Origin of the sequence: Vandammella animalimorsus, from assembly GCF_002288875.1 — a bacterium.
GTDB classification, from domain to species: domain Bacteria; phylum Pseudomonadota; class Gammaproteobacteria; order Burkholderiales; family Burkholderiaceae_C; genus Lampropedia; species Lampropedia animalimorsus.
The window spans coordinates 268,343-290,178 of sequence record NZ_NTBH01000004.1; the positions used below are offsets into that span (position 1 = coordinate 268,343).

General features: G+C 67.6%; 20 protein-coding genes. 8 read left to right on the top strand and 12 right to left on the bottom strand.

What is annotated here, in order from left to right; translation table 11 throughout:
• Nucleotides 1-7: 7 nt before the first annotated feature.
• From CLI93_RS08155 to CLI93_RS08165, 3 genes are read right to left on the bottom strand one after another with little or no spacing between them, the layout of a single operon-like run.
• On the bottom strand, nt 8-937 hold the full coding sequence (locus tag CLI93_RS08155) for a branched-chain amino acid ABC transporter permease (RefSeq protein ID WP_095539646.1): 930 nt from the start codon (nt 935-937) through the stop codon (nt 8-10).
• A gap of 33 nt (nt 938-970) precedes the next feature.
• Nucleotides 971-1,756 (bottom strand): ABC transporter ATP-binding protein, encoded by a 786-nt coding sequence (locus tag CLI93_RS08160; RefSeq protein WP_095541611.1) that lies wholly within the window; start codon nt 1,754-1,756, stop codon nt 971-973.
• 2 nt (nt 1,757-1,758) lie between these two features.
• Nucleotides 1,759-3,693 (bottom strand): AMP-dependent synthetase/ligase, encoded by a 1,935-nt coding sequence (locus tag CLI93_RS08165; RefSeq protein WP_095541612.1) that lies wholly within the window; start codon nt 3,691-3,693, stop codon nt 1,759-1,761.
• Nucleotides 3,694-3,926: 233 nt separating this feature from the next.
• Here CLI93_RS08165 and CLI93_RS08170 point away from each other — a divergent pair, with 233 nt between their 5' ends.
• From CLI93_RS08170 to xerD, 4 genes are all read left to right on the top strand, one after another.
• Entirely contained in the window at nt 3,927-4,649 is a 723-nt protein-coding gene (locus CLI93_RS08170; RefSeq protein WP_095541653.1) for a Crp/Fnr family transcriptional regulator, read from the top strand.
• 84 nt (nt 4,650-4,733) lie between these two features.
• Nucleotides 4,734-5,732: a Bug family tripartite tricarboxylate transporter substrate binding protein gene (locus CLI93_RS08175; RefSeq protein WP_095541613.1), complete on the top strand. Its 999-nt coding sequence runs from the start codon at nt 4,734-4,736 to the stop codon at nt 5,730-5,732.
• A 196-nt stretch (nt 5,733-5,928) separates the two neighbouring features.
• Nucleotides 5,929-6,927 carry a Bug family tripartite tricarboxylate transporter substrate binding protein gene (locus tag CLI93_RS08180; protein ID WP_095541654.1) on the top strand — a complete coding sequence of 333 codons (999 nt, stop codon included), beginning with the start codon at nt 5,929-5,931 and terminating at the stop codon, nt 6,925-6,927.
• A gap of 5 nt (nt 6,928-6,932) precedes the next feature.
• On the top strand, nt 6,933-7,847 hold the full coding sequence (gene xerD / locus CLI93_RS08185) for a site-specific tyrosine recombinase XerD (protein ID WP_095541655.1): 915 nt from the start codon (nt 6,933-6,935) through the stop codon (nt 7,845-7,847).
• Nucleotides 7,848-7,849: 2 nt separating this feature from the next.
• On the opposite strand, the gene CLI93_RS15380 is transcribed toward xerD, so the two are convergent.
• The 3 genes from CLI93_RS15380 to CLI93_RS08200 form a co-directional block, all read right to left on the bottom strand.
• Nucleotides 7,850-8,932, bottom strand: a complete 1,083-nt coding sequence (locus tag CLI93_RS15380; protein ID WP_238945724.1) for a DUF3014 domain-containing protein — start codon at nt 8,930-8,932, stop codon at nt 7,850-7,852.
• 117 nt (nt 8,933-9,049) lie between these two features.
• Nucleotides 9,050-9,970 (bottom strand): segregation and condensation protein A, encoded by a 921-nt coding sequence (locus tag CLI93_RS08195; protein ID WP_420823119.1) that lies wholly within the window; start codon nt 9,968-9,970, stop codon nt 9,050-9,052.
• Between the two features lie 62 nt (nt 9,971-10,032).
• Entirely contained in the window at nt 10,033-10,290 is a 258-nt protein-coding gene (locus CLI93_RS08200) for a DUF3460 family protein (protein WP_095541615.1), read from the bottom strand.
• A 78-nt stretch (nt 10,291-10,368) separates the two neighbouring features.
• On the opposite strand from CLI93_RS08200, the gene CLI93_RS08205 reads away from it, so the two are divergent.
• From CLI93_RS08205 to CLI93_RS08220, 4 genes are all read left to right on the top strand, one after another.
• Entirely contained in the window at nt 10,369-10,896 is a 528-nt protein-coding gene (locus tag CLI93_RS08205) for an outer membrane protein assembly factor BamE (RefSeq protein WP_095541616.1), read from the top strand.
• A gap of 399 nt (nt 10,897-11,295) precedes the next feature.
• Nucleotides 11,296-12,054: a 3-hydroxyacyl-CoA dehydrogenase gene (locus tag CLI93_RS08210; protein WP_095541617.1), complete on the top strand. Its 759-nt coding sequence runs from the start codon at nt 11,296-11,298 to the stop codon at nt 12,052-12,054.
• A 423-nt stretch (nt 12,055-12,477) separates the two neighbouring features.
• The gene (locus tag CLI93_RS08215) at nt 12,478-13,785 is read left to right on the top strand and encodes a hemolysin family protein (RefSeq protein ID WP_095541618.1); all 1,308 of its coding nucleotides are present in this window, start codon (nt 12,478-12,480) and stop codon (nt 13,783-13,785) included.
• A 12-nt stretch (nt 13,786-13,797) separates the two neighbouring features.
• Nucleotides 13,798-14,589 (top strand): endonuclease/exonuclease/phosphatase family protein, encoded by a 792-nt coding sequence (locus CLI93_RS08220; protein ID WP_095539657.1) that lies wholly within the window; start codon nt 13,798-13,800, stop codon nt 14,587-14,589.
• A 44-nt stretch (nt 14,590-14,633) separates the two neighbouring features.
• Here the strand turns inward: CLI93_RS08220 and CLI93_RS08225 are convergent, their stop codons facing one another.
• From CLI93_RS08225 to CLI93_RS08250, 6 genes are all read right to left on the bottom strand, one after another.
• Entirely contained in the window at nt 14,634-15,977 is a 1,344-nt protein-coding gene (locus CLI93_RS08225) for an NnrS family protein (protein ID WP_095995740.1), read from the bottom strand.
• Nucleotides 15,971-16,864: an ATP-binding cassette domain-containing protein gene (locus CLI93_RS08230; protein ID WP_095995742.1), complete on the bottom strand. Its 894-nt coding sequence runs from the start codon at nt 16,862-16,864 to the stop codon at nt 15,971-15,973. The genes CLI93_RS08225 and CLI93_RS08230 overlap by 7 nt, the downstream gene beginning before the upstream one ends.
• Before the next feature lie 8 nt (nt 16,865-16,872).
• Entirely contained in the window at nt 16,873-17,667 is a 795-nt protein-coding gene (locus CLI93_RS08235) for an ABC transporter permease (RefSeq protein ID WP_095995741.1), read from the bottom strand.
• A gap of 87 nt (nt 17,668-17,754) precedes the next feature.
• Nucleotides 17,755-18,831, bottom strand: a complete 1,077-nt coding sequence (locus tag CLI93_RS08240) for an ABC transporter substrate-binding protein (protein WP_238945936.1) — start codon at nt 18,829-18,831, stop codon at nt 17,755-17,757.
• A 13-nt stretch (nt 18,832-18,844) separates the two neighbouring features.
• Entirely contained in the window at nt 18,845-20,968 is a 2,124-nt protein-coding gene (locus tag CLI93_RS08245; protein WP_095543639.1) for a TonB-dependent receptor, read from the bottom strand.
• Nucleotides 20,969-21,193: 225 nt separating this feature from the next.
• Nucleotides 21,194-21,835 carry a CoA transferase subunit B gene (locus CLI93_RS08250; protein ID WP_095539660.1) on the bottom strand — a complete coding sequence of 214 codons (642 nt, stop codon included), beginning with the start codon at nt 21,833-21,835 and terminating at the stop codon, nt 21,194-21,196.
• Nucleotide 21,836 lies beyond the last annotated feature (1 nt).

Genomic DNA, 21,836 nt, shown 5'->3' on the forward strand with positions numbered 1-21,836 from the left:
CTGTGTGTCACACACGGTCGATGATCTTCTCGCCGAACAAGCCCTGCGGCCTGAAGAGCAGGAACACCAGCGCCAGCACGTAGGCAAACCAGATTTCGATGCCGCCGCCCACGTAGGGGCCCAGGTAGACCTCGGAGAGCTTCTCGCCCACGCCGATGATCAGCCCGCCGATGATGGCGCCGGGCACCGAGGTCAGCCCGCCCAGGATCACCACCGGCAACGCGCGCAGCGCCACCGTGGCCAGCGAGAACTGCACGCCCAGCTTGCTGCCCCAGATCATGCCGGCCACCAGGGCCACCATGCCGGCCACCGTCCAGACGATGACCCAGATGCGCGAGAGCGGGATGCCGATGGATTGCGCCGCCTGGTGATCGTCGGCCACGGCGCGCAGCGCGCGGCCCGTGCCGGTTTTCTGGAAAAACAGTGTCAGCAGCGCCACCAGCGCGGCAGCGATCAGCGCGGCGATCAGGTCTTCCTTGTTGACCAGCACGCCGCCTTCGAACATGGACTCCAGCACGAACACCGGGTCCTTGGGCATGCCGATGTGGATGGAGTAGATCTCGCTGCCGAAGATGGTCTGGCCCACGCCCTCGAGGAAGTAGGTGATGCCCAGCGTGGCCATCAGCAGCGTGGCGCCTTCCTGGTTGACCAGGTGGCGCAGCACCAGACGCTCGATGAACCAGGCCACCACGAACATGATCAGCGCGGCGATCACAAAGGCGCCGATGTTGGCAAACCACGGGTTGTCGATGCCCGTCCACTTGGGCAGCCATTCGGAAAAGCGCGCCATCGCCAGCGCGGCGAACAGCACCATCGCGCCCTGCGCGAAGTTGAACACGCCGCTGGCCTTGAAGATGAGCACGAAGCCCAGCGCTACCAGCGAATACAGCATGCCCGTCATCAGGCCGCCAAACAGGGTCTCAAGAAAAAATGCCATGATGGGTCTCCTTCGATTTCTTGCAGCCCCTGCTCAGTGCGACGTGCCCAGGTAGGCGCGGATCACGTCTTCGTTGTGCACGACTTCCGAAGGCGGGCCATCGCCGATCTTCTTGCCGTAATCGAGCACCACCACGCGGTCGGAGATGTCCATCACCACGCCCATGTCGTGCTCGATCAGCACGATGGTGGTGCCGAACTCCTCGTTCACGTCGATGATGAAGCGGCTCATGTCCTGCTTCTCTTCCAGGTTCATGCCGGCCATGGGCTCGTCGAGCAGCAGCACCTGCGGCTCCATGGCCAGCGCGCGACCCAGGTCGACGCGCTTTTGCAGGCCGTAGGGCAGCTGGCCCACGGGCGTCTTGCGGTAGGCCTGGATTTCCAGAAAGTCGATGATGTGCTCAACGAACTCGCGGTGGCGAATCTCCTCGCGCTCGGCCGGGCCCCAGCGCAGCGCCTGCAGGAAGATGTTGCTTTTGATCTTCAGATTGCGACCGGACATGATGTTGTCGATCACGCTCATGCCCTTGAACAGCGCCAGGTTCTGGAAGGTGCGCGCCACGCCCATCTCCGCCACCTGGCGGCTGTTCATGTGGCTGAAAGTCTGGCCGCGGAAGGTGATGGAGCCCTCGCTGGGCGTGTACACGCCGTTGATGCAGTTGAGCATCGAGCTCTTGCCTGCGCCGTTGGGGCCGATGATGGAGCGGATCTCGTGCTCGCGCACGTTGAAGCTGATGTCGGTCAGCGCCTTCACGCCGCCAAAGCGCAGGCTGATGTTCTTGATGTCCAGAATGACATCGCCGATTTTTCTGCTGCTCATGCTCAGGCCGCCTTTCTTGCCGCAGGGTAGGTTTTCGCGTCGAGGATTTGCAGCGTCGCACTGACGCTGCCGGTGCGCCCGTCCTCGAACTTCACCTGGGTTTCAATGAACTGTTCCTTCTTGCCGCCGTACAGCGCGTCGATCAGCACGGCGTACTTCTCGGCCACGAAGTTGCGGCGAATCTTGCGTGTGCGCGTGAGCTCGTCGTCGTCCGGGTCCAGCTCCTTGTGCAGCACCAGAAAGCGCGTGACCTGCGTGGCCTCCATACCCTCCTCGCCGGCCAGCTCCTGGTTCACCTTGGACACGCAATCGGCAATCATCTCCAGCACCGGCGGCTTGCCGGCCAGATCCACATAGCCGCCGTAGGGCAGGTTGCGTTTTTCGGCCCAGTTGCCCACGGCCTCGTAGTCGATATTGATGAAGGCGCAGACCTCATCGCGGTTGTGGCCAAAGCACACGGCTTCTTTGATTTGGGGGAAGAACTTGAGCTTGTTCTCGATGTAATTGGGCGCAAACATCGCGCCGCCGTTGAGCTTGCCCACGTCCTTGGCGCGGTCGATGATGCGCAGATGCCCCTCGGAGTCGAGCACGCCGGCGTCGCCTGTGAGGAAGTAGCCATCCTCGTTGATGACCTCGGCCGTGGCGTCCGGGCGCTTGTAGTACTCCTTGAGCACCGATACGCCCTTGACCAGCACCTCGCCGTTGTCGGCGATCTTCAGCTCAATGCCTGGCGCCGCCTGGCCCACGCTGTTGAGCTTGACGTGGCCGTTCTTCTGGATGCAGACATAGGCGCAGGTCTCGGTCTGGCCGTAGAGCTGCTTGAGGTTCACGCCAATGGAGCGGAAGAACTTGAACAGCTCCGGCCCGATGGCCGCGCCGGCCGTGTAGGCCACGCGGATGCGCGAGAAGCCCATCACATTGCGCAGCGGCCCATAGACGAAGAAGTTGCCCAGCGCGTACTTCAGGCGATCGAGCCCGCCCACGCTCTTGCCGTCCAGAATGTCGGCGCCCACGCGCTGGGCCACGTCCATGGCCTTGGCGTACATCCAGCGCTTGAGCGGCGAGGCATCTTCCATGCGGATCGAGACATTGGTCAGCAGCCCCTCGAACACGCGCGGCGGCGCAAAGTAATACGTCGGGCCGATCTCCTGCAGGTCGATCTGCACCGTCGCCGAGGACTCGGGGCAGTTGATCGTGAAGCCCGCCACCAACCACTGCGCGATCGAGAACAGGTGATCGCCCACCCAGGCCGGCGGCAGGTAGGAGATCACGTTGTCGTCCTTGTTCAGCCCATCGACCTGCACCCCGCCCTGCGCCGCAGTGGCAAAGGAGCGGTGCGTCTGGCACACACCCTTGGGCTTGCCCGTCGTGCCCGAGGTGTAGAGGATCACCGAAACATCATCGGGCTGGCCGGCCTGCACCTGCTGCTCGAACGCGCCTGGATGCTGCTGATCCCACTGGCGGCCCATTTCCAGCAATTGCTCGACGCTGACCAGGCAATCTTGCTGGTAGCTGCGCATGCCGCGCGGATCGTCATACACGATGTACTGCAATTGCGGGAAGGTCTCGCGGATCTCCAGCAGCTTGTCCACCTGCTCCTGATCCTCGGCAAAGACCACGTGCACCTCGGCATCGGCCACGACATAGGCCATCTCCGAAGCCACCGCATCCTGGTACATCGGCACCGGCACGGCGCGCAGGCACTGCGCGGCCAGAAAGCTCATGTACGCATAGGGGCGGTTGCCCGACACCAGCGCCAGATTGCGCCCTTCGCTCAAGCCCAGCGCTGCAAACCCACAGGCCAGGTGACGCACATCACGCGCCACCTCGCGCCAGTTCCAAGTCTGCCAAATACCGTATTCCTTCTCCCGGATTGCTGGATCCTCGGGCCGTTGCTGGGCATGCTGAAGCAGCAGCCGGGGAAATGTCGTCTCCATGTCCTGTGCCTTTCTCTGCAAGAACGGGTCTTTCAAGAGCCTGCACCACCTGAGCGGTTGTGACTGCGCGCTGCCAAAGCAACGCCCGCCACCCGCCATCCTGGGTGAATGCACGGCGGCATGATAGCCATCAGTTTGACGTTTTTCTGTCCTTGCAACGACAATCTTGGGTAAACCCTAGGCAGGTATTTCCCTGGTTTTTCCAGACTGCAACTGCCCCTATGTTTCGCAGCATGAGAAGCCCTATTCCAGAACGCCGCTTGCCCGCCATCGTGCAGCAGCGCCGCGCGCCCACCGAGGACGAGCTCGCCGCCATCCCCTGGCTGGCGCGCCTCAAGCCCCAGGATCGGCGCTTTGCCGAAAAAGCCATCGAAGTGGGCCAGATCCCGCAGGGCGACTTCATCTGCATTGCCGGCAAGCCCGTGCGCTACTGGCTGGGCGTGGTCGATGGCCTGTTCAAGATGAGCAACAACCGCGTTGATGGCACCACCATCAGCTACGCGGGCATTCCCAAAAGCTGCTGGTTCGGCGAGGGCACGGCCCTCAAGCGCGAGCCCTATCGCTACAACATCCAGGCGCTGCGCAAAAGCACCATCGCCGCACTGCCGCTGGAGGCCTTCCACACCCTGCTGGATCGCTCCATCGAATTCAACCGCGTCATCATGGGCCAGCTCAACGAGCGTGTGGGCCAGTTCATCGCCGGACGCGAGATGGACCGCCTCTCCAACCCCGATGCGCGCGTGGCCCGCTCACTGGCCGCGCTGGTCAACCCCGTGCTGGCCCCCAACGCCGACCGCAGCCTGCGCATCACCCAGCAAGAGCTGGCCTACCTGATCGGCCTGTCGCGCCAGCGCGTGAACATGGCGCTGGTGCGACTGCAGGCCCAGGGCCTGGTACAGCTCGAATACGGCGGCCTGCAAGTGCTCGAGCCCGCCACGCTGGCGCAGTACGAATAGCTCCGGCACTGGCGCGCCCATGCCATGATGGCGCGCGCCGCTGATGTCGGCCATCACCCATCCAACAAACCGAGGAGACACCCTATGCGCATTTCACGCCGCCACTTCAACCGCCGCTTGCGCCACTATTGCACCGCTGCCGCCATCGCCCTGGGCCTGGGCAGCAGCGCGCTGGCGCAGTCGGACTACCCCAGCAAGCCGGTGCGCATCCTGGTGCCGTTTGCCGCCGGCGGCACGACCGACATCATCGCCCGCACCATTGCCGAGCCGCTGGGCAAGGAGCTCGGGCAAGCCGTGGTGGTCGAGAACAAAGGCGGCGGCGGCGGCACCATCGGCGCGACCGAGGCGGCGCGCGCACCGGCCGATGGCTATTTGTTGAGCATTGCCACGGTCTCCACCACCGCATCCAATCCGGCCATCAACCCAAAGGTGGCATACAAGCCGCTGACCGACTTCACCCCGATCATCAACATTGCCGCCACGCCCAACATCATCGCAGTGCATCCCTCATTCCCGGCCAAGAGTTATGAGGAGTTCGTCAAGGCCGTGCAAGCAAAGCCCGATGGCTATGCCTATGCCTCGTCGGGCACGGGCGGCATCGCCCACTTGCAGATGGAGCTGTTCAAGACTTTGACCGGCCTGTCCATGCAGCACATTCCTTACCGCGGCTCGGGCCCGGCGCTGGCCGATGTGGTGGCCGGCCAGGTGCCGATCCTGTTCGACAACCTGCCTTCCTCGATGCCCTTCATCGCCAGCGAGCGGCTGCGCCCGCTGGCCATTGCCGCGCCCGAGCGCATTGCAGCGCTGCCGCAGGTGCCCACCTTCAAGGAGCTGGGCCTGGAGCCGGCCAACCGCATGGCCTACTACGGCATCGTCGGCCCCAAGGGCCTGCCCGAGCCCATCGTGCAAAAAGTCCACGCAGCCACCGCCAAGGTGCTGCAGGATCCTGCCGTGCGCAAACGCATCGAGGACACGGGCGCGCAAATCGTCGCGGGCAGCCCTGCGGAGTTTGCCGCGCAGATCAAGGCCGAGTACGAGGTCTATGCCGACGTGGTCAAGAAACAGAAACTGACGCTGGAGTGAGCGACCACTGCAGCCGCATTGGCCGCACGCACCGCTGCCGCCCGCGCAGCAGCGGCTGCGCTGCGGCAAAGCTGGGTATATTCGGGCGCGGCGCGCGCACCGCATGAGTGCACGCAATATCTTCTTGCTCGCCCCTGCCGGTATGGCGCGGGGCGTGACCGCCTTCTTCCACCGGAACCAACAGGAAACGATCTTCATGACGCTGTCCCGCCGCTGCTTCACACGCCAACTTGCCTCTGCGCTGGCCTGCTGCACCCTCAGCCTGGGCGCAGGCCAAGCCATGGCCGAGCAGACCGAATACCCCGAGCAGCCCATCGAGCTGCTGGTGCCCTTTGCCGCTGGCGGCACAACCGACATCATCGCCCGCGCCATTGCCGAGCCGCTGGGCAAGGAGCTGGGCCAGCCGGTGCTGGTGGTTAACATCGATGGCGAAGGCGGCATCGCAGGCGCGCAGCAGATCGCGCGCTCAGCCGCCGACGGGTATCGGCTGGGCATCGCCACAGTCTCCAGCATGGCCTCCAACCCGGCCATCCACCCCGATGTGGGCTACCACCCGCTGAACGATTTCAGCCCCATCATCCACATCGCCTCGACACCCAATCTGCTGTCGGTGCACTCCTCGTTCCCGGCCAAGAGCTACGCCGAATTCGTCAAGGCCGTGCAGGCCAAACCCGATGGCTATCGCTATGCCTCATCGGGCACGGGCGGCATCGGCCATTTGCAGATGGAATTGCTGCAATCGCTCAGCGGCCTGGCGATGCAACACGCCGCTTACGGCGGTGCCGGGCCGGCGCTCAACAGCGTGGTGACGGGCGAGGTGCCGATCCTGTTCGATAACCTGCCCTCCTCGCTGTTCTCCGTCACCAGCGGCAAGCTGCGCCCCATCGCCATTGCCGCGCCCGAGCGCATTGCCGCGCTGCCCCAGGTGCCCACTTTCAAGGAGTTGGGCCTGGAGCCGGCCAATCGCATGGCCTATTACGGCATCGTCGGCCCTAAGGATCTGCCCAGGCCCATCGTCTACAAAATCCACGCCGCCACTGCCAAGGTGCTGGGCATGGCCAACGTGCGCCAGCGCATTGAGGACACCGGCGCACAAGTCATTTCGGGCAGCCCCGAGGAGTTTGCCGCGCAGATCAAGGCGGAATACGAGGTCTATGAGGAGCTGGTCAAGCAGCGCAAGCTGACCCTGGAGTGAGCGCCGTGTCGCACGGCACAGCAGCGCCCGATGACCAGGCGCTGATTGAGCGTTTTGCCGACAGCCTGTGGCTGCACGATGGCCTGTCGCGCAACACGCTGTACGCCTACCGCAAGGACCTGGAGCTGTTTGCCGCCTGGCTGGCGCAGCAGCGCCCGCCCGTGGCGCTGCAGGCCGCCGGCGAGGCGCACATCCAAGCCTACTTCGGCGCCCAACACGCCAACACCCGGCCCAGCACGGCCAACCGCCGGCTCACGGTCTTCAAGCGATTTTTCCGTTGGCTGCTGCGTGAGGGCCTGCGCAGCGACGACCCCACGGCGCGCGTGCTTGCTGCGCGCCAGAGCCTGCGCATCCCCAAAAGCATGAGCGAGGCCCAGGTCGATGCCCTGCTGGCCGCGCCCGACACCAGCACGCCGCTGGGCCTGCGCGACAAGGCCATGCTGGAGCTGATGTACGCCAGCGGCCTGCGCGTGAGCGAGCTGGTGGCGCTCAAAACCCACCAGCTGCGCATGGCCGAAGGCATCGTGCACATCAGCGGCAAGGGCGGCAAAGAGCGCCTGGTGCCCTTTGGCGCCGTGGCCCAGCAATGGCTGCAGCGCTACGCACAGCAGGCGCGCGCAGCCATTCTGGGCGGCCAGCTCAGCGACGATTTCTTCGTCACCGCGCGCGGCCAAGGCATGGGCCGCGCCATGTTCTGGGCGCTGGTGAAGAAGTACGCGCAGCAGGCCCAGATCACGCAGCCGCTGTCCCCCCACACGCTGCGCCACGCCTTCGCCACGCACCTGCTCAACCACGGCGCCGACCTGCGCGCCGTGCAAATGCTGCTGGGCCACAGCGACATCTCCACCACCACCATCTACACCCATGTGGCGCGCGAGCGCCTCAAGCAACTGCACGCCAAGCACCACCCGCGTGGGTGATGTCACTGGCTGGGCGGCGGCGCATCTGCGCCGGCTGCTGGGGCATTGGTGGCGATCTCGGCCCGCAGGGCGCGCAGCTTGGCCTTGACCAGACGCGCATGTTCCGGGCCGATGCGCACCAGGATTTTCTGCCCAGCCGACAGGGCTTCGAGCTGCGGATCCTCGAACTCATAGCGCACCCAGGGCTGCAGCGAGGGCACCTGGCCGCGCACCGGCATCAGGCGCACGCGCGGCGCTTGCGGTTCTGGGGCCTGCAGCAAGTGGTCGATGACGGCCACCAACCGGTCATTGAAGTACGCCTGCGGATAGCCCAGCTCCTCATAAGCCTGTTGAAACAGCGGGTAGTGCTGGCGGTAGCTGCGCGCCAGCTCGGCCGCATCCAGCCCTTGCAGCAGCGCTACGGCGGCGGCATAGCGGGCGCTGTTGGCCTGGGCGATGGCCGTGCCGCCTTCGGCGGCCAACTCCTGCACGGTGAAACGCTCGTCCGTAGGGTGTACCGGCCAGAGCATGGCCGAGGCGCGCGGCCGGCTGAGGTTATCCACCGTGGCCACGAAGCGGCGCACGAAGCGGTCGCTGCGCACCAGTGTCTGCATGGGCTGCGGCCCAGCCAGGGACGCCAGCACGCCAGCCATGGCCGCGTCCGAGGCATCCAGCTCGGGCAGCGCAGCGCGGGCCTGGGCGAGGTCCTGGGCGTCTGCGCCTTCCTGCCCTGGCACCGACCAAGGCGCAATGGGATGGCGCGGCGCGGCATCCAATGCCTGACCCAGCGCAGCGGCGCCATCGGCCCCGCCCGCCTGTGGCGCGCTGGCCTGGGCATCGCCCGGACTGTCGGGGGGCGCTGACGAAGGCTGGGCCGGCTCAGCCGGGCGCTCGTCATCGCGCAGCTGCTGCGCCCATTGCCGGGCCTGCTGCGCGCCCTGCTCCAGGCCATGGCGCACCGTCTCGGGCAGTGCCCCTGGCGTGCGCCAGGCCCACCACAGCGCCGCAGCGGCCAGCAGCAACAGCGCCAGCGTGGCCCAGCCCCATGGGAAGCGGCGTCGCGCCGCATGGATGCGGTCAGCGCCCGCGCGAACTCGTTGGCTCATGGCAAAAATCTCCCAGAGTAAGCAAGCGCCTGTTCACGGGCTCGGCACGGGCCGGGCTCGCGAGCAAGCTTCGGAACGTTTTTATGAGCTTCGCGAACCCGCGAAGTTCATCGCCACTCACATGGGCGCTGCGGCTGCATCGGCCTGTTCGCCTGCTGCGCCCTCTGCATCGTCGCCCCCAGCCGGGGCGGGCTCATGCTGGCGCGCCAACACGTAGATGGGAGCAAAGGCCTCGGCCTGTACGACTTCGATCAGGGTTTCCTTGGCCAGCTCCAGCAGTGCGATGAAGGTCACCACCAGCACGGGCACGCCCAGCTCGGGGCGGAACAAAGCCTCGAACGGCACGTAGGGCTTGCCCTGCAGATCGCGCAGCACATGGCTCATGTATTCGCGCACGCTGAGTTTTTCACGCGTGATGGTGTGGTGCGCCACCAGCTTGCTGCGCCGCACGATGGCCAGCCAGGCGCGGCGCAGGTCTTCGGGCTCGACATGCGGCAGCACGGGCGCGAGCTCCAGGTCGAAATGCGCCTGCGTGGGCCAGAAGTCGCGCCCCTGCTGCGGCAGGGCATCGAGCGCGCGCGCAGCCAGCTTGGTTTTCTCGTATTCGAGCAGGCGCTGCACCAGCTTGGCGCGCGGGTCGGGCTCGTCCTCCTCCTCGGCGGCGGGCGGGCGCGGCAGCAGCATGCGCGATTTGATCTCGATCAGCATGGCCGCCATCAGCAGGTATTCGGCCGCCAGCTCCAGGTTGCGGTTGCGGATTTCCTGCACATAGCCCATGTACTGCTGGGTCAGCGGCCCCATGGGGATGTCCAGGATGTTGAAGTTCTGCCGCCGGATCAGGTACAGCAACAAATCCAGCGGCCCTTCAAAGGCTTCGAGGAAGATTTCCAGCGCATCGGGCGGGATGTAAAGGTCGGCGGGCAGCTCGAACAGCGGCTCTCCGTACAGGCGCGCCAGCGCCTCGCCCTGGGGCGGCTGGGGCAAAGGCCCGTCTGGCGCGGGCGCATCAGCGGCGGGCTGCTCCGCAGCAGCACCCATCATCGGCTCGGGGTCGCCGTGCACGTGGACTCAAAAACCAGCGGGCGCGCAGCCTGCCCGCTTCAGCCCTGGCTGCCGGGGCCTGGCTGCTCGTCGGCAGCGGCCGGCTCGGCGTGATCGGAATTGGTCTGGTAGACGTAGGGCTTTTGCGCCACCTGGCCAGCTCGGAACTGGGCCCACAGGCGCGGGTTGACATCCTTGTCCCACAGCAAATCGCGCCCGGCCTGCTGCTGCGCATCCAGATAGGGGCGCTCGGCCTTGAGCTGGTCGAGAAAACGGGTGGCGTCGGACTCGTAGTGGGGGCGTTGGAAGATTGACATAGACTTGGCTCGGCGGGGCAGACACAAGCCGCCGATTCTACGCCGCCCACCTTTGTCTTTCCCTTTCACTCTTTAGCCATGGCCCATTCCTTGCGCATCTTCCCCAAGCTGCGGCGCACGCTGCTGCTGGCCGCCCTGCTGCCGCTGTTGCAGGCCTGCGACCCCATCGCCCTGGACAAGCTCTCCATCGGCCAATCCACCGAAGCCGACGTGCGCGACGCCATGGGCGCGCCACACCAGATCTGGCCCGAAGCCGACGGCAGCCGCACGCTGGAGTACAACCGCCAGCCGGCCGGCCACGTCAACTACATGCTGGTGATCGGCCCGGATGGGCGGCTGCAGGCCATCCGCCAAGTGCTCACCGCGCAGGAGTTCGCCAAAGTCCGCCCCGGCATGCACTACGACCAGGTGCGCCGCTTGCTGGGCAAGCCCGCCAAGGACGTTTGGTACCCGCTGCAGCAAGAGCACCACGTGGACTGGCGCTATCTGCAGGACGCCACCACCAAAGGCATGTTCACCGTCGTGCTCGATGCCCAGCGCGTGGTGCGACGCGCCTACACCGGGCCGGATATGGATGAGGAATACCGTTCGGGCGGGCGGCGCTGAGCGCAGCCGCACAGCCTTGCCCACACCCCGAAAGGCGCGCCAACTGTTTGATTTACATAGCGTTTACCTGGTAGTCCACAAAATCTGTGGATAACTTTGTGGAAAAGCCCTGGGCAGCCGCAACCAATGCTTGTCATTGCGTGCGCAGCGGTAGATCGCACAAAATTTCAGCAAGCACCAAAAAATCAAAAAAGTCTTTCTTTATCAATAGGTTGCAAATCGATATTGAAAACATGCGCTTTGCCTACCCATCCCCTTGGGCGCGGCGCGGCGGCCCTCTTGACAGGCCCTGGCAATGTGCATAACTGCCTGCAGCGCCCTCTGGGGCCGCGCCTTATGTGAAGCCTTTGCTACAGCTTCTACAATCGCCGCGCTAGATTCACCACCAAAGGAGACTCCATGAAAATCCAAGGCAATGCATTCATCGTCACTGGCGGCGCGTCCGGCCTGGGCGAAGGCACAGCGCGCATGCTCGCCGAGCAGGGCGGCAAGGTCGTGATCGCCGACCTGCAGGTCGAGCGCGGCGAGGCCGTGGCCAAGGAAATCGGCGCAGTGTTCGTCAAGACCGACGTCACCAACGAGGCCGATGGCCAGGCGGCCGTGGCCGCAGCGCAAAAGCTGGGCAAGCTCTCTGGCCTGGTCAACTGCGCAGGCATCGCCCCGGCGCAGAAGACCGTGGGCAAGAAAGGCGCGCACGACCTGGCCACCTTCAGCAAGGTGGTGCAGATCAACCTGGTGGGCAGCTTCAACATGATCCGCCTGGCCGCCGCCGCCATGGTCGGCAACGAGCCGGAAGAAACCGGCGAGCGCGGCGTGCTGATCTCCACGGCCAGCGTGGCCGCCTACGATGGCCAGATCGGCCAGGCTGCCTACAGCGCCTCCAAGGGCGGCGTAGTGGGCATGACGCTGCCCATTGCCCGCGATCTGGCCCGCGACGGCATCCGCAACATGACCATCGCCCCCGGCATCTTCGGCACGCCCATGCTGTTTGGCATGCCGCAGGAGGTGCAGGACGCGCTGGCCGCCAGCGTGCCCTTCCCCAGCCGCCTGGGAACCCCGCAGGACTACGCCAAGCTGGCGCGCCACATCATCGAGAACGACATGCTCAACGGCGAGGTCATCCGCCTGGACGGCGCCATCCGCCTGGCGCCCAAGTGAGCATCCAGGGCGGGCCATGCATGGATCAATCTGCATGCCTTCGAACAGGCTCTTAGAGCCGCCTGCCCTTGAATTCACCGCGCACAGCGCTCGCCCCGGGGTCGGGGTGCGCGCGCCAGCGTGAAGATTTTGAGCGCTGGCTCTTCGTCGCCGCGCCAGCCGGTTTCGGGTGGCGCGGCGGTTTGCGTTACGATACGTTTCTTCTCAACTTCCCGCCACGCCCGGTCGTGGTGCGTTCTGCAGGTCTGAGTCAGGCCATGCAGCAGCGCGCACCTGCACTACACGGCGTGGCGACTGCCTGATGGAACCTCCCAGTTGCCGCTGGCACCTGCAGCCAGCCCGCGCCTTCGCCTTTTTGCATCTTTCCCTGCCCAGCCGCCGCGCCCACTGCTCGGCTGAGCCTGCTCTGTACGGAGGCCCTGCATGGCAGTGCTGATTCTCGTTGGCCTGGTGGTGCTCAATGGCATGTTTGCCATGTCCGAGATTGCTCTGGTCACGGCGCGGCGTGCGCGCCTGCAGGCCATGGCCGACGAAGGGGATACAGGCGCGGCCTTGGCGCTCAAGCTCGGTCAGGATCCGACCCGTTTTCTCTCGGCCATCCAAATTGGCATTACCTCCATAGGCCTGCTCAACGGCATCGTGGGCGAGGCCGTGCTGGCCGCGCCGCTGGCGGCCTGGCTGGGCGCGCTGGGCATGCCTGCGACTACAGCCAGCATCGTCGCCACAGTGGCCGTCATCATCGGCGTGACTTACATCTCCATCGTCGTGGGCGAGCTGGTGCCCAAGCGCCTGGGACAGATTTCCCCTGAATCGGTAGCGCGCATCGTGGCCTTCCCGATCCACTGGCTGGCGCTGCTGACGCGCCCCTTCGTGTGGCTGCTGGCGTTTTCCACCAATGCCTCACTCAAGCTGCTGGGCGCGCGCCAGGCGGGCGATGACGGCGTCACCGCCGAGGAAATCCGCGCCGTGCTGGCCGAGGGCTCACAGTCCGGCGTCATAGACCAGAGCGAGCACGACATCGTGCGCAACGTCTTTCGCCTCGACGACCGCGAGGTCGGCTCGCTGATGACGCCGCGCACGGACATTGTCTTCATCGACCTGCAGGCCTCGGACGAGGAAAATCTGCGCCGCATCACCGAATCCGGGCACACCCGCTTTCCGGTCTGCAATGGCGGGCTGGATCAAATCCTGGGTTATATCCACGCCAAGCAAGTGCTGGCGCGCGTGACCAGTGGCCAGGGCCCGGACTTCGCGCGCGACCTGCACACCAGCCTGTACGTGCCCGAGACCCTGACCGGCATGGCCTTGCTGGAGCAGTTTCGCGCCAACAGCCTGCAAATGGCCTTCGTCGTGGACGAATACGGCGAAACTGGCGGCATCGTCACCCTGCAAGACGTAACCGAGGCGCTGACCGGCGAGTTCACCACCCACAATGCCGACGACGCCTGGGCGCGCCAGCTGAGCGAGGATGCCTGGTCGCTGTACGGCACCATCCCCAACGTGGAGCTCAAGGATCGCCTGGGCCTGAACAGCGTGCCCGAGGAAGAACGAGGCCACTACCACACGCTCAGCGGCATGTTCATGCTGCTGCTCGAACGCATCCCCCAGGTGGGCGACACCATCGAATGGCAGGGCTGGCGCTTCGAGGTCGTGCAAATGGACGGCAAGATGGTCGAGCGCGTCACCGCCACGCGCCTGCCGCCCGGGCCGACCCCTGCTGCGGCCAGCTGAAGGCCCCGCCGCATGCGCCAAGAGCACAGCCCCCACGCCAGCCTGGCCCAGCATGAGGACGCCCAGGCGCCCGAGCTGCTGCGCATCGTCACCTACAACATCCACAAGGGCGTGCAAGGCCTGGGGCCGCTGAGCCGGCTGGAAATCGGTAACCTGGGCCTGGCCATCGAGCAGCTCGACGCCGACATCGTCTGCCTGCAGGAAGTGCGCAAGCACAACCTGCGCGGCCAGGCGCGCTTTGCCCACTGGCCGGCGCAGCCGCAGGCGCAGTACCTGGCGCCCGAGGGTTACGAGGCCGTCTACCACACCAACGCCATCACGCGCCACGGCGAGCACGGCAACGCCCTGCTGACGCGCTGGCCCGTGCTGCGCTCGCAGCAGCGCGACATCTCCGACCACCGGCTGGAGCAGCGCGGCATCCTGCACGCCGAGATCAACGTCGGCGGCCACATCGTGCACGTGCTGGTGGTGCACCTGGGCCTGATCCACATCAGCCGGCTGCGCCAGATCGCCATGATCCGCGAGTTCGTGCGCGAGCACATCCCGGCGCACGAGGCCGTGGTCGTGGCCGGCGACTTCAACGACTGGGGCGACCAGACCGGCCTGCTGCTGCGCGAGACCGGCTTCATCGAATACGACGCCCAGCGCGCCTTCACCTACCCCTCGCGCCTGCCGGTGGTGCAGCTCGATCGCATCTTCGTGCGCCGGCTCGTGCCGCAATCGATCTTCGTGCCGCGCGGGCGCATCTGGTGGCGCATGTCCGATCATCTGCCGCTGGTGGCCAGCTTCCGCTTCGCGCAATAAAGGGCGGTCTGCGGCCGGCCCAGGCCGCACACCATTGAACCCCATCACTCCAGTGCATCGGGTGACTGTGGCTGCGCCAGCCCTGCACAACCTTCAGCGGCGTCGCTGCGCGGAGCCAGCCACACGGGCAGCATGTGCCAGGCCATCAGGGCGAAGGCGGCGCACCACAGCGCGGCGGCCAGGCCCAGCCAGAGCGAGGCCGGCGCGGCCGCGTAGGCCAACAGGCGGCACAGCGCGCCCAGCAGCAGGCAGGCTGCGCCCGCTGGCACCCAGGGGCGGGCGGCCTTGTCCAGGCCGCTGTGGGTGTAGCCAGCGATGACCATGACCACGAACACCGCCAGCCCCATGGCGCCCACGGCCAGCAGGTGCCAGCCCGCGCCCGGCGGCAGGCCCAGGTCCACATCCAGCCCCAGGCCGGCCAGGCCCAGCAGGCCATAGCCCGCGGCCATGCAGGCATAGACCAGGTACAGCAGCAGCGGCCAGCGCGTCAGCAACGGTCGGCCCACGTGCCAGTCGCCCATCAGCGCCAACACGGCGGCGCTGGCGGCCAGCGCCAGCCAGCCGCCCATGGCCGGCAGCGGCGCCCAGTCCCAGTGCTCCTGCGCCCATTGCGCCAGCGCGCACAGGCCAATGCACAGCAGCGCCATGTTGCGCCGCGGCGGGCGCGCCAGGTAGGGCTCGGGCAGGGCGGCGGGGGCGGCTGCCGTGGCGGCGGCATGGGCGTCAATCGCGTCGTTGACCACGCGCATGGAGATGCGGCTCATGGCGATGACGATCAAGGCCATCAGCACGCCCAGCAGCGCGTGCAGCCAGCGCATGGGGTACAGGCCGCGCAGCGCGTCCATATAAAAGCCCGCCGCCGCCACGGCCATGAGGGCGATGGCCCACAGGAAGGAGAGGTGGCGCCGCTGCGCGTCGCGCCACAGCGGCGGGGCCAGCAGCGCCGCCAGGCCCAGCAGCAGGCCCAGGTGCGCCAGGGCCGAGAGCGCCAGCGCCACCTGCGGCCACCAGCCGCTGGCCCAAAAGGCCAGGCGCCCGGCCAGCCACAGCAGCGCCAGGCGGCGCACGGCTCGGGCGCTGGCCGGCGGGGTGCCGGTGAATTCGGGCACCGCCGTCAGCGCGAAGCCGGCGGTGGCGGCCAGGGCAAAGCCCAGCAGCAGCTCGTGCGCATGCCACACGAAGGGCCCGCCGGGCACGGCCGGCAGCGGCCAGCCCAGCAGCAGGAACAGACCCCAGGCAGCCATCAGCCCCAGGGCAGAGAGCACGGCCAGGGCGAAAAAGGGCCGAAAGGGGCACAGCCACAGCGGGTGCGCCAAGTCGGCCAGGCGGGCCAGGCTGCGCCAGTGCAGGCCGCGCCAGCCGGGCTCGGGGGGCGGGCGATTCAGCATCCCTGCCTTTCAGGCGGCGGGGCCGCCACGGCCTGGCCGGTGGCAAACAGGCTGGCGTCATCACCCAGCTCGCCAGATGCCGCCGCATCGCCCGGCCCGGCCTGGGCTGGCGCGGGCAGGCCGAAGGCGGCGCGCACGGCCGGCTGGGCCAGCAGCACGGCGCTTTGGCGATGCACCCAGGCTTCGCTGCGCTGGGCGGCGGGCAGGGGCAGATCCAGGCGCCAGCAGACGCGCCCGGGCTGGCCGGCCATGACGAGCACGCTGTCGGCCAGGGCCACGGCCTCCATCACGTCGTGCGTGATCATCAGCACGGCCAGCGGGCGGCGCGCCCGCTCGGCCAGCAGCAGGCGGTGCATCTGGGTTTTCAGGCCGATGTCCAGCGCAGCAAAGGGCTCGTCCAGCAGCAGCAGCTCGGGCGCCAGCACCAGCGCGCGCGCCAGGGCGGCGCGGCTTTGCATACCGCCGGAGAGCTGGTGCGGGTACTGCGCCAGGGCCAGCGCGTCCAGGCCCAGCGCCGCGCCCATTTGGCGCGCGGCCTGCAGTCGCTGTGCACGCGGCAGGCCGCGCGCCTTCAGGCCCAGGGCGATGTTGTCCTCGATGCGCTTCCAAGGCAGCAGGCGCGGCTGCTGGAACAGCATCACGCTGTGGGCAAAGCCGTTGTCGATGCGCCCGGTCTGCAGAGGCTCCAGGCCGGCGCACAGGCGCAGCAGCGTGGTCTTGCCGCACCCCGAGGGCCCCAGCAGCGCCATGCAGCGCCCCGGCAGCAGGTGCAGCGACACGCCCTGCACGGCCAGGCGCGGGCCCCAGGCGTGGTCCACGCCGTGCAGGCGCAGGCCGGGCGGCGGCGCGGCGGGGGCGGCAGCCGCTGCGGCGGGGACGGCGGGCATGGCGGCGCTCATGGCGCGGGCTCCCGCCAGCGCTCGATCTCGCGCTTGATGGGCTCCAGCACCAGGTATTCCAGCGCCAGCAGCAACAGCACCACGGCGCCGATCCAGGCCAGCGTGGCGGGCATGTCCAGCTGCGCGCGGCTGGCCGCCAGCGCCGCGCCCACGCCGGTGCTGGAGGAGAGCAGCTCGGCCATGACCACCACGCGCCAGGCGCTGCCCAGGGCCACCACCCAGGCCGGGAACAGGTAGGACAGCACGTGCGGCAGGTACACGTCCCAGACGCGGTCGCGCCAGCGCAGGCCATAGCCTTGCGCCAGCTCGCGCCAGTGCGCATCCAGCGTGCGCGCGCCCTGCAGGGCGCTGGCGAACACCACGGGAAAGCAGGCGATGAAGACGGTGAACACCGGCGTGCCATCGCCAGCGCCGAACCACAGCATGGCCAGCACCAGCCAGGCAATGGGCGGCGTGCCCATGAGCACCGTGACCCAGGGCCGCGCCAGCAGCGCGGCGGTGGCGAAGCTGCCGGCGGCCACGCCCAGCAGGCTGCCCGCGCCCACGGCCAGCGCCAGGCCGACCAGCGCGCGCCGCGCGGTGACGGCCAGCTCGGCCCACAGCGGCCCGCCCTCAGCGGCCAGCGCGCGCAGACTGTGCGCGGCCTGCAGCGGCGTGGGCAGCACCAGCGGGCCGTACAGCGCGGCCAGCGCCTCCCACGCGGCCAGGCCCAGCAGCAGGCTGGCGATGGCGCCCCAGCCGCTCCACAAATACCCGGGCAGCCGGGCCAGCCATTGGGCAAGCAGTTGCATCATGGGCCTTCACTATTTTTTTGAGAGCGGCTCGCGCTTGGTGGCCAAGCGCGAGCGCCTTGTTCATTCAACAGACGCTTTGCGCGGTCACGCGCCGCCATAAAAGCCCGCATCGGGCAGCTGGCCGCCGATCAGGCCGGGCTGGCGCGCGTGCAGTTGCGTGAAGAAGAACTCCAGCTCGGGCCGGGCCTGGGCCGCGGGCACGACTTGGCCTGGCACGGCGCGGATGGCGTCGGCCACGCCCTCGGGCGTGAGCATGGACACGCGCGCGGCCACGGCCTGGCCGCAGGCCTCGGGCTGGGCGTTGCACCATTGCTGGGCCTGGGCATAGGCCTGCGCGAAGCGCGCCAGCAGGGGCGCGTTGTCCACGTGCCGGCCCATGGCGGCGATGCCGGCCTGCGGCATGCGCGGCGCGCGGCCGAAGGCGCGGCCCCATTCCTGCTGTATGTCCACGCTGCGGTGCAGCTCGGGCGCAATGGCGCTGACGGGCAGGCTGCGCGACTTGCGCAGCCCCACCGAGACGGCCGGCTCGGCCAGCAGGGCATGGTCGGCGCGGCGGGTGAGCAGCAGCTGCATGGCATCCAGCGGCGTGGCCGCATAGCGCAGGCCGATGCTACCCGCGCCGCTGTCCACCGGCAGGCCCAGCTTGTCGGCCACGGTGCGCAGCATGATGTCGGGCATGTCACCACGAAAGGGCATGACCAGCTCCTGCCCTTTCAGGTCCGCCAGGCGCTGGATGGTTGGGTCGCGCGAGACGACGAACAGCAGGCCCCAGATGCTGATGTTCTGCAATTGCAGCTTCACGCCCCGGTTGTAGAGGTTGGCCGCCACGTTGCTGGGCATGGCGATGAAGTCGGCCCCGCCCTGCACGGCCAGGGCGCGCAGCTGGTCTGGATCTTTCCAGGCCGTGAACGTGACCTGCTCGGCCACGTCGCCGAGCAGGCCCGCCTCCACGATGCGGATCAGCGGGTTGCTGACCGAGGCGCTGGGGCCGGCCAGCAGCAGCTTGGGCAGCCTGGCTGGAAGTGGCTGGCCCTGGCCAGACGCAGGGCTGGCCGTGGGGCCGGGCGTGGCACTGGTCTGAGCGCGCAGCCAGGGCGCGGCCAGGGCGGCGCCGGCGATGAGGCCGGTCTTGAACAGCAGGGTGCGTCGGGTCGTGGTCATGGCTTCAAGCGGGTCAGAAACGTGCGTTCCAGGAAAGGGCCAGGCTGCGCCCTGGCGCGGGCAGCTCGGTGCCGGGCAGGCCCTCGGTCAGGTGCGTGTGGTAGCGCCTGTCGGTGAGGTTCTTGACTGCCAGGCGCAGGCTGTGGTCCGGGCGGTAGCGCCAGGTGGCGCCCAGGTCCAGCACGCTGTGGCCGGGGGTGGGGTCTTCCGTGCCGCGCGAAAAGCGCGTGGCCACGCGGTCCTGGCGCGCCACGATGCGCGCCTGCGCGTCCAGGCGCCAGCCGGCGGCCAGCTCGCCCTCCCAGCCCAGGCTCAGGCTGTCGGCGGGCATCTGGTAGAGCGGCTCGTCCAGGTCGCGGTTGTCGCCGCGCACGCGCGAATAGGCCGCCCACAACCAATGGCCGCGCACGGGCTGCCAGCGCAGGTTGGCCTCCATGCCCTGGATCACCACGCTGCCCAGGTTGGCATTGCGCTTGCAAATGGCTGCGTAGGGCTGGCCGCAGGCGGCCAGGGCCTGCGCGCCCGTCAGCGGCACGCCGGTGATGTAGTCGCTGATGCGGTTGCGGTAGAAGGACAGCGCATAGTCCAGCCGCGCGTCGCTGCCCTTGAGGCCGATCTCGAACTGCGTGGCCTTTTCCGGGCGGATCTGCGGGCTGCCGGCGTAGAAAGAGCCATCGCCGCGCAGGCCGGATTCGAAGCGCTCGCGCAAGTCGCCGGCGCGGAACGCGCGCGCGACGTTGGCGTAGGGGCGCAGCAGCGGTGTCAGCTCGTACATCACCCCCAGGCTGGCACTGCTGGCGCCATCGCTGCGCGACAGCCCCTGCGTGCGCGCGCCATTGGCCATGGACGCGGCGCGGCCGCGCACGCGGTCGTGGCGCAGCCCGGCCAGCACGCGCCAGGCGCCCAACTGCATGTCGTCCTGCACGTACAGGCCCAGCGCCTGCAGGCGCCCATCCTCGAAAGGCACGTTGCGCGCAAAGCGCGTGAACGCCGGCGGCGCCGCCTGGTAGCGCTCGGGGCTGGCGCCCATGCGCCAGGCATTCAGGCCCAGCGACAGCAGGTGCTGCGGGTGCGCCAGCCATTCGGCCTTGGCGTCCAGGCCGTCGGTGGCGAAGTTCACGTCGTTGGTCACCACGTCGCGGCCCAGCCGGTTGCCAAAAGCGTAGATGGTGCGCTGCATCTCCTGCCGGTACAGGCGCAGATCCAGCCCCAGCGGCGCATCCGCGCTGCGCGTGCGGCTATAGCCCAGCTCGTACAGGCGGCGCTGCTGGCGCGGCGAATGGATGGTGATGGAGGCCACGGGCGGCGCCGGGTGCGGCCGCGTCGAGCCGCGATACCACACGTCGTCGTCGCGGTGCTGCTGTAAAGAAAGGCGCAGCTGCTGGCGGCCATCGATGCGCCAACGGTACTGGCCGATGAAGGCGCGCGAGTCGTAGCCCGTGCGCGGCTGCTTGCCGTCGGGTGAGCGGTAGTCGCCCCGGTGCAGCAGCGCCGCGCCCAGCATCAGCGCATGATCGCCGCCGCTGGCGTTGAGCAGCGCCATGGCCTCGGTGCCACGGCTGGCGCTGTCCAGCCCCAGGCGGGCACGCCCGCTCAGCGCCGGCTGCCCCGGCTCGGCAAAGCGCGCCTGCGGCAGGCGCACGTTGATGGCCCCGCCCAGCGCGCCCGTGCCATACAGCACCGAGGCCGGGCCCTTGAGCACCTCCACTTGCTCGGCCAGGCCCAGCGACATGAAGGAGGCCACCGCCCCGGCCGGCTGGGCCGAATTCAGGCGCATGCCATCGACCAGCAGCACCACGCTGTCCTTCTTCAACCCGCGGATGACCGGGTTCAGCCCCTGCGCGCTGTCGCCCGAGACGGCCAGCCCGGCCTGGCCGCGCAGCGCCTCGCCCAGGTTGTGCACCTGCTGGCGCGCCAGCTCCTCGGCCGTCAGCACCGTCAGCGCCGCCGGCGTCTCGGCCGCCTGCGCCTCATAGCCCTTGGCCGTGACCGTCACCGGCGCCAGCACCGTCGCTTCAGCGGCTTCAGTGTCTTGCGCGGGTTCGGAAGCCACCGGCATTTGCGCCTGCGCCGCGCCCGCCAGACCAAGCACCGCGCACGCCAAACATGCGGTCGCCACGGGGGTGTAGGTGTTCATGGAAATTCCTTTGCTCAAAACCAGGGGCGCTTTCAGCCTCGGACTCGCCTGCCAAAGCTCGTCGGCCAGAATGCGAATTCATGCAAATTCTATCGAGAATGATTCACATTAATCACAAATCCTTGCCAGCTCGATTGCCTGCCATGTGGACATGGAAAAACCGCCGTGCAGCAAGCCACTGCACGGCGGTTTTTTCAGTCACTGACAGCTGCTGGGTTCAAGCGCTCAGCGCAGCAGCGGCACACCGGTTTTTTCCTGGATTTCCTCGAAGCTCACGCCATCGGCCAGTTCCACCAGCTTCAGGCCTTCGGGCGTGACGTCCATCACGCCCAGGTCGGTGATGATGCGATCGACCACACCCACGCCGGTCAGCGGCAGGGTGCATTCGGGCAGGATCTTCAGGTCGGTGCTGCCATCCTTTTTGCGTGCCACGTGCTCCATCAGCACGATGACGCGCTCGACGCCGGCCACCAAGTCCATCGCGCCACCCATGCCCTTGACCATCTTGCCTGGAATCATCCAGTTGGCCAGATCACCCTTGCCGGTGACTTGCATCGCGCCCAGGATGGAGAGGTTGATCTTGCCGCCGCGGATCATGGCAAAGCTCTGGTCGCTGCCGAAGATGGACGAGCCCTTGAGCGTGGTCACGGTCTGCTTGCCAGCGTTGATCAGGTCGGCGTCAACCTGGTCTTCAGTCGGGAACGGGCCGATGCCCAGCATGCCGTTCTCGCTTTGCAGCCAGACCTCGATGTCGGCCGGCACGTGGTTGGCCACCAGCGTCGGGATGCCGATGCCCAGGTTGACGTAGAAGCCATCCTGCAATTCCTTGGCAGCGCGCGCTGCCATTTGATCTTTGGTCCATGCCATG

Excerpts from the sequence above, each read along its gene's own strand:
- CLI93_RS08195 (WP_420823119.1), bottom strand. The coding sequence starts at position 9,970 with ATGGGTGCTGCTGCGGAGCAGCCCGCCGCTGATGCGCCCGCGCCAGAC.
- CLI93_RS08200 (WP_095541615.1), bottom strand. The coding sequence starts at position 10,290 with ATGTCAATCTTCCAACGCCCCCACTACGAGTCCGACGCCACCCGTTTT.
- CLI93_RS08210 (WP_095541617.1), top strand. The coding sequence starts at position 11,296 with ATGAAAATCCAAGGCAATGCATTCATCGTCACTGGCGGCGCGTCCGGC.
- CLI93_RS08160 (WP_095541611.1), bottom strand. The coding sequence starts at position 1,756 with ATGAGCAGCAGAAAAATCGGCGATGTCATTCTGGACATCAAGAACATC.
- CLI93_RS08225 (WP_095995740.1), bottom strand. The coding sequence starts at position 15,977 with ATGCTGAATCGCCCGCCCCCCGAGCCCGGCTGGCGCGGCCTGCACTGG.
- CLI93_RS08215 (WP_095541618.1), top strand. The coding sequence starts at position 12,478 with ATGGCAGTGCTGATTCTCGTTGGCCTGGTGGTGCTCAATGGCATGTTT.
- CLI93_RS08165 (WP_095541612.1), bottom strand. The coding sequence starts at position 3,693 with ATGGAGACGACATTTCCCCGGCTGCTGCTTCAGCATGCCCAGCAACGG.
- CLI93_RS08155 (WP_095539646.1), bottom strand. The coding sequence starts at position 937 with ATGGCATTTTTTCTTGAGACCCTGTTTGGCGGCCTGATGACGGGCATG.
- CLI93_RS08180 (WP_095541654.1), top strand. The coding sequence starts at position 5,929 with ATGACGCTGTCCCGCCGCTGCTTCACACGCCAACTTGCCTCTGCGCTG.
- CLI93_RS08175 (WP_095541613.1), top strand. The coding sequence starts at position 4,734 with ATGCGCATTTCACGCCGCCACTTCAACCGCCGCTTGCGCCACTATTGC.
- CLI93_RS08245 (WP_095543639.1), bottom strand. The coding sequence starts at position 20,968 with ATGAACACCTACACCCCCGTGGCGACCGCATGTTTGGCGTGCGCGGTG.
- CLI93_RS15380 (WP_238945724.1), bottom strand. The coding sequence starts at position 8,932 with ATGAGCCAACGAGTTCGCGCGGGCGCTGACCGCATCCATGCGGCGCGA.
- CLI93_RS08205 (WP_095541616.1), top strand. The coding sequence starts at position 10,369 with ATGGCCCATTCCTTGCGCATCTTCCCCAAGCTGCGGCGCACGCTGCTG.
- CLI93_RS08230 (WP_095995742.1), bottom strand. The coding sequence starts at position 16,864 with ATGCCCGCCGTCCCCGCCGCAGCGGCTGCCGCCCCCGCCGCGCCGCCG.
- CLI93_RS08250 (WP_095539660.1), bottom strand. The coding sequence starts at position 21,835 with ATGGCATGGACCAAAGATCAAATGGCAGCGCGCGCTGCCAAGGAATTG.
- CLI93_RS08240 (WP_238945936.1), bottom strand. The coding sequence starts at position 18,831 with ATGACCACGACCCGACGCACCCTGCTGTTCAAGACCGGCCTCATCGCC.
- CLI93_RS08220 (WP_095539657.1), top strand. The coding sequence starts at position 13,798 with ATGCGCCAAGAGCACAGCCCCCACGCCAGCCTGGCCCAGCATGAGGAC.
- CLI93_RS08235 (WP_095995741.1), bottom strand. The coding sequence starts at position 17,667 with ATGCAACTGCTTGCCCAATGGCTGGCCCGGCTGCCCGGGTATTTGTGG.
- CLI93_RS08170 (WP_095541653.1), top strand. The coding sequence starts at position 3,927 with ATGAGAAGCCCTATTCCAGAACGCCGCTTGCCCGCCATCGTGCAGCAG.